The sequence below is a fragment of the Haloarcula amylolytica genome, assembly GCF_049705545.1.
Lineage (GTDB): Archaea > Halobacteriota > Halobacteria > Halobacteriales > Haloarculaceae > Haloarcula > Haloarcula amylolytica_B.
On the sequence record NZ_JBNAMU010000001.1, the window covers coordinates 1,331,327 to 1,344,139 of the forward strand.

Sequence of the window (12,813 nt, forward strand, 5' to 3'; positions counted from 1 at the left end):
CGGCTAGTGATAGTCGTCGCCACCGAGGACTTCGAAGTGTACCACGGCGTCGTCAACGAGCTCCGCGACCGCGGCGTGGCCTTTACGACTATCGAACCGGGCGACGAGTGGCCCGAGGGGGCGGATGTCGCGGTCATCGCGGTCGGGGAGTCGGTCGAAATCCCCGACGGCGTCGACGTCGTGCAGGCGGACCCGGACGCGCCGCGGCGGGCCGTCGAAGCCGTTATCTCGGCGCTTCGCGGTGGCGACGGTCGCACCATCATCGGCATCGACCCCGGCGAACGTCCGGGTGTCGCCATCCTTCACGGCGACATGGTCGTGGCAGCGTTTCAGGTGCCAGCGGCGGAGGTCGGCGAAATCGTCCGCGAGGAGGTCGAGGACGCCGTCGACCCGGTCGTTCGCATCGGCGATGGTGCGCGGCTCGTCGGCGCGCGCCTCATCGACGACATCCAGTCCGTGCCGGTGGAGCTGGTCGACGAAACGGGGACGACGCCGTATCTCGGCTCCGGCGCGCGCGGCATGGGCGACGTGCTGGCCGCGGTCAACATCGCCCGCCTCGACGGCGAGGAGATCGAGAGCCGGACTATCGAGCCCACGGCTGGCGAACTCCAGAAGATAAAGGATCGCTCGCGGGAGGAAAGCGACACGAACCGGGCGATCAGCGAGAGACTGGCTCGGCAGGTCGCGACTGGTGCGCTCACCGTCGAAGAGGCCCTGGCGGAACACGACAGCGATACTGCGACCGACGAAAGCACGGGCGACGTCGACGACCCGGACCACGAAGAACACGAAACGGCCGACGGGAGCGGTTAACTCGAAACCATCCGCTCGGCCCGCTGCATCACTTCGCGGACGGGAAGTCCGGTCGCGTCCGCGACGGCTGCGGCGTCGTCGTACTCCGCGCTCATGTCGAACACCGTGCCGTCGCTGTCGCTGGCGATCTTGACCGTCACCTCGAACTGCTCGCCGTCGACGGAGAGCGCGACCGTCTCGTATTCGCGGTCGGCGACCCAGCGGTGGCCGGCCCCGGACTCGCGGACGCCGAGCGTCCCGGTCGCCTCGGCGAGGCGGCGCGCGACCCGCTCGGCGTCTTCCGGTCTGCAGATGACCTTCACGATGTGGCCGGGCCGGGACTTCTTCATCGTCGTCGGCACTATCGACACGTCGCGTGCGCCGACCTCCGAAAGCGAGCGCTGGAGGTCGCCCAGCACCTCGGGCGGGACGTCGTCGACGTTCGTTTCGAGCACCGTGATTTCGTCGCGGCGGAGCCGCCCCGCGCCGTCGCCGACCATCGCCCGCAGGACGTTTGGACGGTCGTCGAGGTCCCACCCGCCAGCGCCGTAGCCCGACGCGTCGATGTCGAGCGACGGCAGCGACTCGGTGCCGTCCGCGACGTGGGCGAGAATCGCCGCGCCGGTCGGCGTCAGGAGTTCCCTGTCGATAGGGCCGCCTTGCAGCGACCAGTCGGCCCGCTCGGCGATCTCGACTACCGCGGGAGTCGGGACCGGGTAGGTGCCGTGGCTCATCTCCACGCTCCCGCCGCCCGTCGCCAGCGGCGTCGTCACGACCCGCTCGGCGTCGAGGTCATCGAGCAGGAGGCAAGCCCCGACGATGTCGGCGATGGCGTCGTCGGCCCCGACCTCGTGGAAGTGCGTCCCGTCGAGGTCCGTCCCGTGGACCGACGCCTCGGCCTCGCCAAGTATCTCGAAAATCTCCAGTGCGTCCGCTCTGACGGCCGTCGGCAGGTCCATCTCTTCGACGAGTTCGACCACCTCGGCGTACGTTCGGCTCGGGCCGTGGCCCTCGGCGTGGGTGTGGTCGTGCTCATCGTCGCCGTGATCGTGGGAATGTGAGTGGGCGTCTTCAGCGTGGCTGCGCTCCTCGTCATGGTCGTGGGAGTGAGAATGTGAGTGGTCGTCGTGAGCGTGGTCGTGGCCCCCAGCGCCGTCGCTATCAGCGCCGGTCAGCAGTACCTCGACACGCGTCGCAGCAATTCCGCAGCGGTCCACATCGGAGACGGCATACTCGATAGAGGGTGCGTCCTCGACCGGGGACAGGGCCTCGCGGTCGGCCCCGGCAGCTAGCAGCGCCCCCAGAAGCATGTCGCCGGCGGCACCCATCCGGCCGTCGAAAGCGAGTGTTCGCATACACGGGGCGTCGCGCCCCGCGAGTAAAAGCCCTCATACTGCGATTCCACCGAGTGGGTCGCGCCACTAGGTGGGATCAGGCCTGTCGGACGATGTGGACATCGTAGGCCTCGCCGTCGGTGACTTCGCCGATGGGGACGACGATGTCTTCGGTGTCGTCGCTGCCGAGGAACACGACGCTGGCATCGACGTCCCGGGCGCTCTGTCTGATCGTCGTCGACAGTTCGCTGGTGGAGTGGGCGCTCACGTCGTCGTAGCGGAGTTCGGAGTCGTCGGTCGCCTCCTCGATTTTGCGCCGGAGGTCGTCTGCGGCGGTTTCCGCGGCGAAGTCCTCAGTGGGGTCGACACGGCGGCGGCGCTCGGCGTAGTCGGCCCCGGTCGGGATGAACGCGACAGCGACGACGTCCTCGCCGAGCGCTTCAGCGTAGGCGACGGCACGGTCGAGCGCGGCGTCTGCGAGCGGTGATCCGTCGAAGGGAACGAGAAATACCATATCGGCGCTATCGCGTCCAGCCTTATGAAACGCGGCGATGGCGGCAGCCTGTGTCACTGCCACCCAGGCCGGGGGCTATTACTCCCTGCTGTGCGGTGTGTTATTAGGTAACATATAAACCCGTCGCCGTGCGTCTTGCCCGCCGGTAGCATAAAGCATATCTCCGGGGCTACCCGAGTTCGTTGTAAGCAGGCTCTACTATGAACGAAGTCCAATTGGAAGTGGCGAAGGCGTACCCGAACGACTCGGGCCGCGGTATCGCCAGACTCGACCCCGATACGTTGTTGCACCTCAAGCTCTCCCCCGGCGACATCATCGAGATCGAAGGGAGCGATACGACCGCGGCCAAGGTGTGGCGGGCCGACCGGCAGGACTGGAACACCGACACCGTCCGCATCGACGGCTTCACGCGCCAGAACGCCGACGTGGGGATCGGCGAGCGCGTCACCATCCGAAAGGCGGAGGCCGAGAAGGCCGACAAACTCGTCCTCGCACCGCCCGAGGAGGCGTCGGTCCAGTTCGGTTCCGACGCCGCCGGGATGGTTAAACGGCAGATACTGAAACGGCCGGTCGTCGAGCGCGACATCGTCCCGGTGATGTCCTCGACGAACCACCCGTTCATGCGCTCGCCCGGACAGGCCATCCCGCTCATCGCCGTCGAGACCGAGCCCGAGGGCGTCTGTCTCATCACCGAAGACACCGAAGTGGAACTCCGCGAGGAACCCATCTCCGGCTTCGAGAAGACCGGCGGCGGCATCACCTACGAGGACATCGGCGGGCTGCAGAACGAAATCCAGCGCGTGCGAGAGATGGTCGAACTGCCGATGAAACACCCCCAGATCTTCAAGAAGCTCGGCATCGAGCCGCCACAAGGGGTGTTGCTCCACGGGCCGCCCGGCACCGGGAAGACGCTGCTCGCGAAGGCCGTCGCCAACGAGACCTCCGCTAGCTTCTTCTCTATTGCCGGCCCCGAGATCATCTCGAAGTACTACGGCGAGTCCGAACAGCAGTTACGCGAGATCTTCGAGGACGCGAGCGAGGAGTCGCCCTCGATCATCTTCATCGACGAGCTGGACTCCATCGCGCCCAAGCGCGAGGACGTGACCGGCGAGGTCGAGCGCCGCGTCGTCGCCCAGTTGCTGACGATGATGGACGGCCTCGAATCGCGGGGCCAGGTCATCGTCATCGCCGCGACGAACCGCGTCGACAGCGTGGACCCGGCGCTTCGTCGCCCGGGCCGCTTCGACCGCGAGATCGAGATCGGCGTGCCGGACGAAGTGGGTCGCGAGGAGATCCTCCAGATCCACACCCGCGGCATGCCACTGTCCGACGATGTGAACCTGGCGAAGCTGGCGACGGACACGCACGGCTTCGTCGGGGCCGATATCGAGAGCCTCACGAAGGAGGCCGCGATGAAGGCGCTCCGGCGCTACCTCCCCGAAATCGACCTTGACGAGGAGGACATCCCGCCGAGCCTCATCGACCGGATGATTATCAAACGGGACGACTTCAAGGGCGCACTCAACGAGGTGAGTCCATCGGCGATGCGGGAAGTGCTGGTCGAACTCCCGAAGATGTCCTGGGACAACGTCGGCGGCCTCAGCGGCCCCAAAGAGCAGGTCCAGGAGGCCGTCGAGTGGCCGATGAACTCCCCGGAGAAGTTCGAACGCATGGGCGTGACGCCGCCGTCGGGCGTGTTGCTGTACGGCCCGCCCGGCACCGGAAAGACGCTCATGGCGAAAGCCGTCGCCAACGAGACCGACGCGAACTTCATCTCGGTCCGTGGCCCGCAACTGCTCAGCAAGTGGGTCGGCGAGAGCGAGAAGGCCATCCGGCAGACGTTCCGGAAGGCCCGCCAGGTCGCCCCGACCATCATCTTCTTCGACGAACTCGACTCGCTGGCACCGGGTCGGGGCGGCGAGATGGGGTCGAACGTCTCCGAGCGCGTCGTCAATCAGCTCCTGACCGAACTCGACGGGCTGGAGGAGATGGAGGACGTGATGGTCATCGGCGCGACCAACCGGCCGGACATGATCGACCCGGCGCTGATCCGCTCGGGCCGGTTCGACCGCCTGGTGATGATCGGCGAGCCCGACATCGAGGGCCGCGAGCAGATCCTGAAGATCCACACGGACGACACGCCGCTGTCGCCCGACGTGAGCCTGCGCGAACTGGCCGAAGTCAGCGACGGGTTCGTCGGCTCTGATCTGGAATCCATCGCCCGGGAAGCCGCCATCGAGGCGCTCCGTGAGGACGACGATGCGGAGGAAGTCGAGATGCGCCACTTCCGGCAGGCGATGGACAGCGTGCGGCCAACCATCACCGACGACATCCGGGAGTACTACGAGCAGATGGAAGAGGAGTTCAGAGGCGGCTCCAGCCCGCAGCGTCAGGCCGGGACCGGCGGCCGGATCGGCTTCCAGTAACTCCGGCGCGCTCAATTCCTGTTCCTCGCTGCGATTCGAACGTGTTTTTCCACTACGCCGTGTGATTCGGGCGCTCCCGACCAGCGATGCATCGCCCGCTGGTCACGCAATACCTGTGTATAATTATTAGATAAATTATAAAACCGGTGTTTGTTTCTCCTTTCGAAGCCCCCTTTCGGATTCCCAGTGTACGGAGAGTGATGTCGACCACTAACCGCGTTTACAGGCTAGCGAAGCGCCCCGAAGGGACCCCTGACCACGATACGTTCGAGCTTTCCGAGGAAGCGGTCCCCGAACCGGGGCCTGGCGAGGTGCTCATCAAGACACTGTACCTCTCTGTCGACCCGTACATGCGGGACCGGATGCGGGCGGGCGAATCGTACGCGGACCCGTGGGACGTGGGCGACGCGCTCCGGGGTGCAGTCGTCGGTGAAGTCGTTGAGTCCAGCGGCGCGCGTTTCGACGAGGGCGACATCGTCACCGGCGAGCTAGAGTGGGCGGAGTACGCCACAGCACCGGGACCGACCCTCACACAGGTCAATCCCGAACTCGCACCGATTTCGACGGCTCTGGGCGTTCTGGGGATGCCGGGCCTGACAGCGTACTTCGGCACCCGGGAAGTGGCACAGCCTGCGGCCGGCGACACGTTCGTCGTCACCGGCGCTGCGGGGGCCGTCGGCTCCGTGGCGGGTCAGCTCGCCAAGCTCCAGGGCGCGCGCGTCGTCGGCTTCGCCGGCTCCGACGAGAAGGTCTCCTTCCTCGAAGACGACCTCGGTTTCGACGTGGGGATCAACTACAAGACGACCGACGACTACCAGGCCGCGCTGGACGAGGCCGCGCCGGACGGCGTCGACGCCTACTTCGACAACGTCGGCGGACCGATCACCGACGCGGTGTTCACGCGGCTCAACACTGACGCACGCGTCGCTGTCTGCGGACAGATATCACTGTACAACAGCGAGGACGTTCCGATGGGGCCGCGCAAGCTGACTCAGGTCATCCAGTCCCGGGCGACCGTCCAGGGACTCCTCGTCTCCGACTTCGAGCCGCGGTTCGAGGAAGCGACGAAGCAGCTCGGCCAGTGGGTCGCCTCGGGCGAAATCTCTTACCGAGAAACCGTCACCGACGGCATCGAGAACGCGCCCGACGCGTTCCTCGGGCTGTTCGAGGGCGAGAACATCGGCAAGCAGCTCGTGCAGGTCGCCGAGCGGTAGATAAAAACCGATTATCCGGTTATAGTTCGCCGAGTTTACGGAGGAGCTGGCCGCGGTACTCCTCGTCGGCCTGGACGCCTTTCAGTTCGAGAACGTTGCGCTCTAGCTTATCGAGCGCGACGTTGAAGGCGGTTTCAGCGCCGTAGCCCTCGCCGGAGCCGGCCGCCTGGCCCTTGTTAGTTCGCAGGCGGATCTGGCACTGGATGAGCGGCGTGCCACGGAGCTTCTCCTTGTGCTCGTGGAACCGGACGTGGGCGTGCTGGACCTGCATCGCCCCGTACTTGTCCGCGACTTGCTCGATGTCAGAGCGGATGTCCGCGCGGGAGATGGTGTCCAGCAGTTTGATGTTCGTGATCTGGACGTCCATGTGTTCCTCCTCGGTGTAGGTCAGTGCGCGGAGCACGTCGGTTTTCGTGAGGATACCGGCGACGTGGGTGTTCTCGTCTTCCGGCGTGACGACGAGCCCGGCGAAGTCGTTTTCGAGCATCCGCGCGACGGCGTCCTCGACAGAATCGCCGAGTTTCGCCGTCTCCACCGGGCTGCTCATCACGTCGTAGACGGGCATGTCGAGCACGCGCTCGATCTCGCCGGAGCGGTCGCCCCGCGTCGTCTTGTTCATGTCCCGGACGACGACATCGACGATGTCGTGGCGCGTGACCATCCCGGTCAGGCCATCGTCGTCGCCGAGCACCGGAAGCCGGGAGATACCGTGCTTCCGGAGGAGATTGACGACTTGCCCGACGTTGGTATCCTCGGACACCGTGATGACATCCCGCGTGTAGATGTCCTCGACGCTCAGCGCGTCGAGGTTGTCGAGAACCGCGTCGAGGATATCGTCCTCGGTGACGATACCCCAGAGCTCGCCCGCCTCGAACACCGGCGCGAGCTTGACTCCACCCTCGACCAAGACGCGCGCGACTTCGCGCACGTCGTCGGTGCGCTCGACTTTCGGCGCCGAGCGCGTCATCGCCCCCGCTTTCGCGTTGTCCTCGACATGGGACTGGACCAGCTGTTTCTGCGTGATAACGCCAGCGTAGTCACCGTCTTCCGTGACGATGATACCCTTAGGGTTCTCGCGTTCGAAGATAGACCGGACTTTCCCCAGGCGCTTGTTGGCGTCAACCTCGACAAACTCTCTGGTGGCGATATCAGCAATATCCATCGTTCTTCACAGTTCGTAGATTCGACGTGTGGGGTTATCAAGGTTGGTTTAGTCCCCGGGAACCGGGAGACGAACTAAGCTTTAGGCCCTTGGGTCTAAGGTCGGTGTATGCTGCCCGACATTGGTGTCTTTGGCCCCTACACCTATCTGGTCACAGAGGTGGTCTGGGGGACTGTTGCCCTCGTGTTACTCTGGCGTGCGAATGCCCTCCGGATGGCAGCCAAGACGATTGTGGTGCTCTATCCGATTGCCTACGTCTGGGACTGGTACACGCTCACCGTCGGTGTCTTCGCGATCAAACTCCGAACCGGTGTCGACTTGCTCGGGATTCCCATCGAGGAGCATATTTTCATGATTGTCGTTCCCGCGCTCATTCTCGGCATCCACGAGAACCTCCACGGTCTTTCGTCCGAGTCAAACGCCGAATAGTCAGTAACCGTATACTGGTTTCAGTTGTTAACTGCTTCTGTTTCAGTCTTACAACTGGAAGTACTCTCGCCCACAAGAACTGCTGATTTCACGCGCTTTCAGCCTTGATGCCCGCATCTGTACTATGCAGACATTTCTCACAGTATCTATATGTGTCAGCCGGGAGTGCTGTCCGATAGCTATGAGTGATACTGTCCCGACACCTCACATCGAGCTGTACGTCCGGTCGATGCTTCCCACCGGTGCACACGAACGCCAGGAAGAGGTCATTGACCGTCTCCAAACACTCGACGAGAACGACCGGATCGACGGGTTCAACGTCATCGTCTGGGGCAAGCAGATCGCACCGCAGTCGGCCGCCGCACGGACGGAGGAAGGGAAGTACATCCTGAACCGCGTCGCCGAGTTCAAGCAGTGGGCGCTGACCAACAACGTCTCGCTGGAATCGTTCTACCAGGACACGACCGTTGATTCAGAAGTGGCGGAGTCGGCGTACGACGCCATGGCACTGCCCGTCATGGGGCTGGCTGAGTACGACGGCAGTGAACTCGTCCACGTCGCGCCCTGTACGAAGGACGAGGTCGTCCACACGATCATGGACCGGATCGAGCGTCTCGAAGCGGGCCAACCACCCGCGCTCGATCAGGAGCGCGGCGGCGTGAGCGTCGTCTAACGAGGGGAACCGGTTACGAGGACCAGACCGCTTCGACGTACGGTTCGAACTCGTCGGTCTCTGACAGCACTTCGAGCACTTCTTCGGGATCCCCAGCCAGTTCGTACCCAGGCCGCCCTTTCCCCGTCGGTGAGTCCGTCTTCTCGTTGAGCAGCAGCCCCTTGTCGGCGAGCTGGCCCAGCGCCGAAATGACCTTCTGGCGCTCGACGCCGCCGAACGGCTGTCGGTCGATATCTGCGAGATGCGCCTTCGCCGTCTGCGTCACGTGATAGGAGTGTGCCGGTGTTTCGCCGGCTGTTTCGAGTTCCGCGACTGCCAGCAGCACGAATTGTTCGAACGCGTCAGCCGACTGGACCTGATCTCTCATATAGATGACTCTAACGCGGTTGGGGCAAGAAAGTACTGGACTGTCTGTTGGCTTGCTGACTTTTCTTCGACCGTGTCGAGATGTACACCGGCGTCGGAAACACTGTCTTGACGGAAGTAGCAGCGGGTCCAACCGGGTTGTGACCTGAAGGAAGGCGTGCTCCTTCGTTGTGCGCGTCTTCCTGGGCCCAAGTCACCCTCTCGGACGGTTCAGTCGCTCCCGAACTGGTCGCAACAGAAGTAGTGGGTTCGGGCGGAAAGCGCTTCTTTCATTCGCCGTCACCCCCCTCATCGTCGAAATCAAGACTTTCGAGGTGGTCCTGGCGGCGTTCTCGCATCTCTTCGAGCTTCGTCGGTTGGTCGTAGTGGCGCTTGATGACGCGGACGCTCGTGTTCACGCGGTCGGCCACCACCTGTGGCGGGACGCCACGGTTTAGCTGCCAGGTAATGGATCCCGTCCGTACCTGGTGTGGGCTCCGTGACGACGGGCACTTGCTGGCCTCGCTGTAGTCGACGAAGTCACACGTTGGGCGCTCGTTGCCGTGCGGGCAGTCGGTGTGGAGGCAGGGCACCGTCGCGAGGTACATCCACGCTCTGAGTCCGTTCTTCGAGACGCGACCGAGCTGACTGGCGAGCAGCGGTTCGCGGCCGTAGTCGTCGTACACCTCGTGGCGCTCGTTCGCGATGTAGCCATTGAGAATCTCACAGACGTGACCCGGCAGGCCGACGATCCGCTCGCCATCGCGACCGTTCTTCAGCGGCGTGTCCTGGTCGGGGTTGTGCGTGAACTGGACGTACTCCTCATCCCGGTTGTAGTCCTCAACGTCGAGACTCCGCAGGCCGCCGAGACGCGCGCCGGTGTACCAGGCAAGCGCGAGGAGTGCGTGGTCGCGTGAGTACCGGACGCGGTCGTCGGCGTTGTTGCGATAGTACTCCAACAGCGCCTCGGCGTCATCGGCGTGCAGCCGCGTCTCGTCGACGTGGTCGTCCCGGGGGACGTCCGGCGGGTCGACCTTCTCGGGCAGGTTCTCGTCGACGAGCTCGACGCGTGCACAGTACTCGAGGAAGTTCTGGAGCGTCCCGAGTTCCTTGTTCAGCGACAGCGGCGAGAGCCCCTGCTCCCGGCGGTGGGTCTCGAAGCTCTCGATGTCCCAGCCGGTGAGTTCGTCGATCGTCTCGATGCCCTGGGCCTCGCACCACTCGACAAAGTGCTTCTGTCGGTAGTGGTACGACGACACCGTCGACTCTGCCTTCGAGACGCGGAGTTTGTTCAGCCAGCGCTCGCTGGCCTCACGGGGCGACAGGTCGGGGACGCGGTCGCCGCCGTCAGCTGTTCCGGCGATCTGGACTTCGTACTGGTCGGGTTGGCTCATCTATGAACTCACTCCATGGCGGTGTTTGCGGCGGTAGCGCTCCGTGCGATCCTCGCGGTTCATCGCCGCGAGGCGATCGGGATCCATCTGTGGCGGTGCGTTGAGAATTTCGTACGTTTCAGCCCACCCAGTGCTGGGACTGGCTTCGAGTAGGTCGCGGTCGATGCGGTTCGATTGGTCAGTATGCTCCGAACTCATGTTGGGGGTCGCAGTTGCCCCGAACATGACGACGAAAAGACTTTGCCGCCGGAGACCGAATTTCCGGACGAGCACGCGTCGCTGTCGTCGTCGGTGCTCGGGTTCGACGTCGCTGACTGACCTTTGGGCGGGTGTCAGCGTCGTCGCTCTGTTCCTGATTCGTGAGAGTCATTGCTGGTTTTCTTCGTAGACATCGGCCATCTCGGCGAGGAACTCTTCGTAGGTCAGCGACTCAAACGGCTTGAGCGAATCCAGCCGGTTCTGTTTAAAATCCCGACTGACTCGGATTGTGGTTGCCTCGCTTTGTGCCATGGTGTGTATCACCCTATGCGCCGATACATATTTAGTCTGGCGGGACAGATACTGTCTCATGGCAGACGAAGGGAAAGAATCGTCGTCGCTATTGACTCCACAACAACGCGAATTTCTGAACGGTGAGCAAGTATCTGACTCGTACAAGCGGAAGCTCCAGGTCCGGATCCGCGACCGTGTCCGCGAGGGGATTCTTGATGCGCCGTTGGTTTTTGCATCAGACCAGCTTCGTGACAAAGATGTTCGTGAGATATTCAGCGTTGATCCGTCCCATATTTTCGGAAGGCCAGAGATTGCAGAAGGCATCGTCGGCCTTATTGCATTGGTGTACCGGGGTCTTCGATTGAATAGCGACGGGGATGAGCCCACCGAGGGGTTCGCTAACCAAATCGAAGCGGGCATCGTCAAGGCCCTGAACCGCGAAGGGGTCGATCCAAAACGGGTGGAGGTCAAAATCGATGTTGACATCGGTGGGGAAATCGACGACCTCACCCCCGAGGAATTAGCGTCAAAATACTCCCGAGACCAAATGATCGATATGCTCTCATCCAGCGTCATTTCCGACGAAGATTTCGCTGAGTTCGTTCGGATACAACAGGAACGTGTAGAGTCAACTGAAGACGAAGACTGATCCACGCTGGCCACTGCTTTCACCATGCCCGCTCACCGCCCTGGCGGTGTAGCTTTTCGTAGCTCCCGATTCTTGTCACTGTATGGGACAAACTTGCCCAGCCTGCCATTCCGAACTTCAGGCACTCGGTAAGCAGCGCTACTGTAGCTCGTGCGCTGAACCGATCGATGTCGAAGTCGATCGGGAAGAAATCCGCCGTGAGACAACTGGCTTTCTTGCTGAAACCGAACGGAGCCGGATCATTGACTCGATCAACGACAGTAGCGCTACCCATCACGAATACACCCATGTGCGCGTCCAAGAAGAGGTCAGACACGCGTTGCGTGACTTCTTGTTGCTCGCCAATTGGGACAATCTCGACAACCGAGAAGCCCTTCTCGGTGATCTTGTACGAGACACTCCCTCTGAACCTGGGGGGACCGACGATCTTCTTGACACGAGGGGCCTGGCCGCTCTATTTCGGCTCCTATGTACATCAATGCGTTTAGAAGCCATTGAACATCTGTTTGAGTTGGCTCTTCGGACTGAAATCGCCGAGCAAGAAAATGTCGGATATGGCGATATTTCTGAAGTAAATGTTGAGCTGCGAATCAATGACACAGCCGTAGAAGAATTGGAACGCGAATTCTGGGAAGTGGACCAGGGTTCAGATGAGGATTGATTCGTACTGACCCTTTCTGGCATGAGTCAGTCCCCCAGCAGCTCGTGTCCGCAGTGCCGGCAGAACTGATCCCCGACGTCGACGCCGTCGCCGCACTGTGGGCAGTATTGAATTTCATCGCCCGCAGCTGGTGGCTGTACGTCCAACTCAACATCATCGCTTCCGTATTTCTCCAGGGCATCACGACACCGCTGCGATATCGGTAAGTCAGCGGCCGCGATTTTCTCGAGGAGGTCGCGGTTCTCCTCGATTATCTGCTCAGGGTCTTTCCGGTTGGGATAGTCGGTATCCTTTGGGGGGTTGCTCATGCTTGGTTACCTATCACTCCCGCTCCGTTCACAGACGACGTCGCGGATGTCGTCCAATTTCTGATCTTCGAAGGACCATTCATAGATACCGTCTTCATTTCTGTTCCGACGAATCCATCCCTTCTGAGCGATTTCTTTCAGAATAACTTCGACATCATCAACGTTTGCCATCTCTAACTCGGCTTGCTCCACGACATCGGCAGCTGTGAAGCTGTCACCGATCATAGATAGGGCAGCATTCCAGACTTCGCTTCTGTCGGTGAGGCGCCAAATCACATCCTCGTAGCTGTCGCCACGGCTCTTCCGGTCGTGCAACTCGTCGGCTAACTCGTCGCTGACCTGGATCGTAGTCCGGCCCATAGCGGTTTCGGTGTCCGGTATGGTCATAAATTCCACGTAGTTCTATGGCCGCCATTGACA

16 protein-coding genes are annotated in these 12,813 nt (G+C 62.4%); 7 read left to right on the forward strand and 9 right to left on the reverse strand.

Going from position 1 to position 12,813, the window contains the following annotated elements:
* Nucleotides 1-6 precede the first annotated feature (6 nt).
* A complete protein-coding gene (locus ACOZ4H_RS07085; RefSeq protein WP_424328613.1) occupies nt 7-813 on the forward strand; it encodes a hypothetical protein in 807 nt (268 codons plus the stop codon).
* Here the strand turns inward: ACOZ4H_RS07085 and larC are convergent.
* Both larC and ACOZ4H_RS07095 read right to left on the reverse strand, forming a co-directional pair.
* The gene (larC, locus tag ACOZ4H_RS07090) at nt 810-2,147 is read right to left on the reverse strand and encodes a nickel pincer cofactor biosynthesis protein LarC (RefSeq protein ID WP_424328614.1); all 1,338 of its coding nucleotides are present in this window, start codon (nt 2,145-2,147) and stop codon (nt 810-812) included. The genes ACOZ4H_RS07085 and larC overlap by 4 nt on opposite strands.
* A 76-nt stretch (nt 2,148-2,223) precedes the next feature.
* Nucleotides 2,224-2,640 (reverse strand): universal stress protein, encoded by a 417-nt coding sequence (locus ACOZ4H_RS07095; RefSeq protein ID WP_424328615.1) that lies wholly within the window; start codon nt 2,638-2,640, stop codon nt 2,224-2,226.
* Between the two features lie 200 nt (nt 2,641-2,840).
* On the opposite strand from ACOZ4H_RS07095, the gene ACOZ4H_RS07100 reads away from it, so the two are divergent.
* On the forward strand, nt 2,841-5,066 hold the full coding sequence (locus ACOZ4H_RS07100) for a CDC48 family AAA ATPase (protein WP_004518130.1): 2,226 nt from the start codon (nt 2,841-2,843) through the stop codon (nt 5,064-5,066).
* 200 nt (nt 5,067-5,266) lie between these two features.
* On the forward strand, nt 5,267-6,280 hold the full coding sequence (locus tag ACOZ4H_RS07105; protein ID WP_424328616.1) for an NADP-dependent oxidoreductase: 1,014 nt from the start codon (nt 5,267-5,269) through the stop codon (nt 6,278-6,280).
* Between the two features lie 19 nt (nt 6,281-6,299).
* Here ACOZ4H_RS07105 and ACOZ4H_RS07110 read toward each other — a convergent pair whose 3' ends face one another.
* Nucleotides 6,300-7,442 (reverse strand): CBS domain-containing protein, encoded by a 1,143-nt coding sequence (locus ACOZ4H_RS07110; RefSeq protein ID WP_424328617.1) that lies wholly within the window; start codon nt 7,440-7,442, stop codon nt 6,300-6,302.
* Between the two features lie 108 nt (nt 7,443-7,550).
* On the opposite strand from ACOZ4H_RS07110, the gene ACOZ4H_RS07115 reads away from it, so the two are divergent.
* A complete protein-coding gene (locus tag ACOZ4H_RS07115; protein ID WP_424328618.1) occupies nt 7,551-7,871 on the forward strand; it encodes a lycopene cyclase domain-containing protein in 321 nt (106 codons plus the stop codon).
* A gap of 181 nt (nt 7,872-8,052) precedes the next feature.
* A complete protein-coding gene (locus tag ACOZ4H_RS07120) occupies nt 8,053-8,544 on the forward strand; it encodes an HTH domain-containing protein (protein WP_424328619.1) in 492 nt (163 codons plus the stop codon).
* A 13-nt stretch (nt 8,545-8,557) separates the two neighbouring features.
* On the opposite strand, the gene ACOZ4H_RS07125 is transcribed toward ACOZ4H_RS07120, so the two are convergent.
* The 4 genes from ACOZ4H_RS07125 to ACOZ4H_RS07140 form a co-directional block, all read right to left on the reverse strand.
* The gene (locus ACOZ4H_RS07125) at nt 8,558-8,911 is read right to left on the reverse strand and encodes a hypothetical protein (RefSeq protein WP_424328620.1); all 354 of its coding nucleotides are present in this window, start codon (nt 8,909-8,911) and stop codon (nt 8,558-8,560) included.
* A 268-nt stretch (nt 8,912-9,179) separates the two neighbouring features.
* Complete coding sequence (locus ACOZ4H_RS07130) at nt 9,180-10,283, reverse strand: tyrosine-type recombinase/integrase (RefSeq protein ID WP_424328621.1); 1,104 nt, start codon at nt 10,281-10,283, stop codon at nt 9,180-9,182.
* Entirely contained in the window at nt 10,284-10,481 is a 198-nt protein-coding gene (locus tag ACOZ4H_RS07135) for a hypothetical protein (protein ID WP_424328622.1), read from the reverse strand.
* Between the two features lie 168 nt (nt 10,482-10,649).
* Nucleotides 10,650-10,793, reverse strand: a complete 144-nt coding sequence (locus ACOZ4H_RS07140) for a DUF7557 family protein (RefSeq protein ID WP_424328623.1) — start codon at nt 10,791-10,793, stop codon at nt 10,650-10,652.
* Between the two features lie 58 nt (nt 10,794-10,851).
* Between ACOZ4H_RS07140 and ACOZ4H_RS07145 the strand changes: the two genes are divergently transcribed.
* The gene (locus ACOZ4H_RS07145; protein ID WP_424328624.1) at nt 10,852-11,424 is read left to right on the forward strand and encodes a hypothetical protein; all 573 of its coding nucleotides are present in this window, start codon (nt 10,852-10,854) and stop codon (nt 11,422-11,424) included.
* A gap of 82 nt (nt 11,425-11,506) precedes the next feature.
* Entirely contained in the window at nt 11,507-12,085 is a 579-nt protein-coding gene (locus ACOZ4H_RS07150; protein ID WP_424328625.1) for a hypothetical protein, read from the forward strand.
* A 26-nt stretch (nt 12,086-12,111) separates the two neighbouring features.
* On the opposite strand, the gene ACOZ4H_RS07155 is transcribed toward ACOZ4H_RS07150, so the two are convergent.
* Together ACOZ4H_RS07155 and ACOZ4H_RS07160 are read right to left on the reverse strand one after the other, a co-directional pair.
* On the reverse strand, nt 12,112-12,393 hold the full coding sequence (locus ACOZ4H_RS07155) for a zinc ribbon domain-containing protein (protein WP_424328626.1): 282 nt from the start codon (nt 12,391-12,393) through the stop codon (nt 12,112-12,114).
* 6 nt (nt 12,394-12,399) lie between these two features.
* Nucleotides 12,400-12,753 (reverse strand): hypothetical protein, encoded by a 354-nt coding sequence (locus ACOZ4H_RS07160; protein ID WP_424328627.1) that lies wholly within the window; start codon nt 12,751-12,753, stop codon nt 12,400-12,402.
* Between the last annotated feature and the right edge of the window lie 60 nt (nt 12,754-12,813).

Coding starts and splice junctions, on each gene's coding strand:
- larC (WP_424328614.1), bottom strand. CDS start 2,147: ATGCGAACACTCGCTTTCGACGGCCGGATGGGTGCCGCCGGCGACATG.
- ACOZ4H_RS07095 (WP_424328615.1), bottom strand. CDS start 2,640: ATGGTATTTCTCGTTCCCTTCGACGGATCACCGCTCGCAGACGCCGCG.
- ACOZ4H_RS07100 (WP_004518130.1), top strand. CDS start 2,841: ATGAACGAAGTCCAATTGGAAGTGGCGAAGGCGTACCCGAACGACTCG.
- ACOZ4H_RS07105 (WP_424328616.1), top strand. CDS start 5,267: ATGTCGACCACTAACCGCGTTTACAGGCTAGCGAAGCGCCCCGAAGGG.
- ACOZ4H_RS07110 (WP_424328617.1), bottom strand. CDS start 7,442: ATGGATATTGCTGATATCGCCACCAGAGAGTTTGTCGAGGTTGACGCC.
- ACOZ4H_RS07115 (WP_424328618.1), top strand. CDS start 7,551: ATGCTGCCCGACATTGGTGTCTTTGGCCCCTACACCTATCTGGTCACA.
- ACOZ4H_RS07120 (WP_424328619.1), top strand. CDS start 8,053: ATGAGTGATACTGTCCCGACACCTCACATCGAGCTGTACGTCCGGTCG.
- ACOZ4H_RS07125 (WP_424328620.1), bottom strand. CDS start 8,911: ATGAGAGATCAGGTCCAGTCGGCTGACGCGTTCGAACAATTCGTGCTG.
- ACOZ4H_RS07130 (WP_424328621.1), bottom strand. CDS start 10,283: ATGAGCCAACCCGACCAGTACGAAGTCCAGATCGCCGGAACAGCTGAC.
- ACOZ4H_RS07135 (WP_424328622.1), bottom strand. CDS start 10,481: ATGAGTTCGGAGCATACTGACCAATCGAACCGCATCGACCGCGACCTA.
- ACOZ4H_RS07140 (WP_424328623.1), bottom strand. CDS start 10,793: ATGGCACAAAGCGAGGCAACCACAATCCGAGTCAGTCGGGATTTTAAA.
- ACOZ4H_RS07145 (WP_424328624.1), top strand. CDS start 10,852: ATGGCAGACGAAGGGAAAGAATCGTCGTCGCTATTGACTCCACAACAA.
- ACOZ4H_RS07150 (WP_424328625.1), top strand. CDS start 11,507: ATGGGACAAACTTGCCCAGCCTGCCATTCCGAACTTCAGGCACTCGGT.
- ACOZ4H_RS07155 (WP_424328626.1), bottom strand. CDS start 12,393: ATGAGCAACCCCCCAAAGGATACCGACTATCCCAACCGGAAAGACCCT.
- ACOZ4H_RS07160 (WP_424328627.1), bottom strand. CDS start 12,753: ATGGGCCGGACTACGATCCAGGTCAGCGACGAGTTAGCCGACGAGTTG.